3 protein-coding genes are annotated in these 2,243 nt (G+C 54.7%); 2 read left to right on the top strand and 1 reads right to left on the bottom strand.

Features of this window, described 5'->3' with window-relative positions; genetic code table 11:
• Window positions 1-56: 56 nt before the first annotated feature.
• Window positions 57-950, top strand: coding sequence for a 4Fe-4S binding protein (locus tag JX325_RS15550; RefSeq protein ID WP_204791965.1), 894 nt, complete (start codon window positions 57-59; stop codon window positions 948-950).
• A 5-nt stretch (window positions 951-955) separates the two neighbouring features.
• Window positions 956-1,912 (top strand): TlpA disulfide reductase family protein, encoded by a 957-nt coding sequence (locus tag JX325_RS15555; RefSeq protein ID WP_374220646.1) that lies wholly within the window; start codon window positions 956-958, stop codon window positions 1,910-1,912.
• Here JX325_RS15555 and JX325_RS18295 read toward each other — a convergent pair.
• Window positions 1,878-2,183, bottom strand: a complete 306-nt coding sequence (locus tag JX325_RS18295; RefSeq protein WP_243414130.1) for a DUF6061 family protein — start codon at window positions 2,181-2,183, stop codon at window positions 1,878-1,880. The genes JX325_RS15555 and JX325_RS18295 overlap by 35 nt on opposite strands.
• Window positions 2,184-2,243: the final 60 nt, after the last annotated feature.

A 2,243-nucleotide genomic window follows, 5' to 3' on the forward strand; every position in this document is an offset into this window, starting at 1 on the left:
ATTATGTCTGGAGTGTGTGGGCATTGGGTAAAAAGTTTTCAGGCGTTTCACAGACCATGTCCCGCTTCCGGGGCTGGATTCAGGCGGGGGCGACGCTGCTGACCAACCTGCATCTGCCGAACTTTCTCAAGGGCGGACTGTATCAGGGGACGGGGAAGACCGTCTGCGTGCCGGGGCTGAACTGCTACTCCTGTCCGGCGGCGTCCGGGGCCTGCCCCATCGGGGCGTTTCAGGCGGTGGTGGGGTCTTCCAAGTTCAGCTTCTCCTACTATATCACAGGCTTCCTCATTCTGCTGGGCGTGCTGCTGGGGCGCTTTATCTGCGGCTTTCTATGCCCCTTCGGCTGGTTTCAGGAGCTGCTGCACAAAATCCCCACTAAGAAGCTTTCCACAAAGAGGCTGAAGCCGCTGACATACCTGAAATACGCTGTCCTGCTGGTGATGGTTTTCCTGCTACCGGCGTTCCTTGTGAACGATGTTGGCATGGGAGATCCGTTCTTCTGCAAATACCTCTGCCCCCAAGGCGTGCTGGAGGGAGCCATCCCGCTGTCCCTTGCCAATTCCGGCATCCGGGCGGCGCTGGGCAAGCTGTTTACATGGAAATTCAGCATCCTGCTGTCGGTGATTGCGCTGAGCGTACTGTTCTACCGACCGTTCTGCAAGTGGCTCTGCCCGCTTGGCGCGTTCTACGCGCTGTTCAACCGGGTGTCCCTCTTCCAGATGAAGGTGGATAAGAATAAGTGCGTCTCCTGCGGGAAATGCGCCAGAGCCTGCAAGATGGATGTGGATGTGACGAAAACGCCCAACCATACCGAGTGCATCCGCTGCGGAATGTGCATCCGCGCCTGTCCGACGAAAGCCGTGTGCTTCCGCTACGGCTTCGGAGACGGTAAAGATAAGGCAAAAGCAGCGGAAACGCTACAGACAAACAACAATAACAGGGAGGAATAAAACGAATGAAGATGAATAGGACGAATACTGCCGGCAGAATTCTGGCGCTGCTGCTTACTGCACTGATGGTGCTCTCTCTGGCAGCCTGCGGCACAAAGGGCGGAGACAAAATGGACGGAATGAGCAGCGAACCGAAGAATGCCGAGGAAGCGGTTGCCATGCACAAGGAGCTGATGGCGCAGGAAAATGCCATTCTCTCGGAGGACACAGCGCTTTGGGAAAAGGTTTTCATGGCGGCCGACAAGGGCATGACCATGCAGGAGGACGACAAAAACTATGGTGAGTTCTTGTTGGACACCATCGAAGGTTCCAAAGATCAGTTTACGGAGGATGAGCTGAAGCTGCTCAAGGAGGCGGCGGAGAAGATCCGCGAGATTGAAAACAAGCTGACCATGATAGAGAAAAAGTACCCCGAGGCGGCACAGCAATCTACGGATGGCGCTATGAGCGTGCCCGCGGGCAGCGACATGACCACGCCGCCTGATGACGGCAGCATGCAGAAATTCCCCGCCTTTGAGGGCAAGGACCTGGATGGCAACACGGTGAAGAGCGACGAGCTGTTCTCCGCCAACGCCGTCACCGTGGTGAATTTCTGGTTCACCACCTGCAATCCCTGCGTGGGCGAGCTTTCCGAGCTGGACGCACTGAACAAGGAGCTTGCGAAGAAGGGCGGCGCACTCATCGGTGTCAACACCTTCACATTGGATGGCGATGAAGCGGCAATTTCCGAAGCAAAAGATGTACTGGCCAAGAAGGGCGTGACCTACCAGAATGTGTATTTCGCTTCCGACGGCGAGGCGGGAAAGTTCACTACAAACATTTTTGCCTACCCCACCACCTATGTGGTTGACCGCAACGGCAATATCGTGGGTGACCCCATCGTAGGCGCCATCACGGAAAAGAAGCAGGCGGAGACGCTGCAAAAGCTCATCGACCAGGCTCTTGCCGCCGATATGGGCTGACAAACGAATTTATCTTCTCAGAAAGGAGGGATACACCATGTATGTCGGTTTGTTCAAACAGGACGTTCAGCTTGCTGTTCAGAATCAGATCGGCATAAGCAAGCGGGTCGTTGTAGATCAGATAATCCAGCTCTGACCGCTGGAAGCGGTTATCGGCAACTTCGTTTTCAACGGCGGTGAAGTCAATGGAAATCTGGCTTCTATCGTCAAAAACCAATTCTACGCAGGCTGTGTCGATGTTGAATTGATAGGATATAAGAAGCTGTACCAATAGGCTAAAACCGCTTGAGTAAAGTGCTGAAAGCAGCAATGGTGCAAACAGCTTGTGCAG

Source organism: Oscillibacter sp. CU971, from assembly GCF_905219725.1.
In the GTDB taxonomy this organism is placed as follows: domain Bacteria; phylum Bacillota; class Clostridia; order Oscillospirales; family Oscillospiraceae; genus Oscillibacter.

Bases quoted from the DNA above. Each gene is read 5' to 3' on its own strand.
- JX325_RS15550 (WP_204791965.1), top strand. From the start codon at position 57: ATGTCCCGCTTCCGGGGCTGGATTCAGGCGGGGGCGACGCTGCTGACC.
- JX325_RS15555 (WP_374220646.1), top strand. From the start codon at position 956: ATGAAGATGAATAGGACGAATACTGCCGGCAGAATTCTGGCGCTGCTG.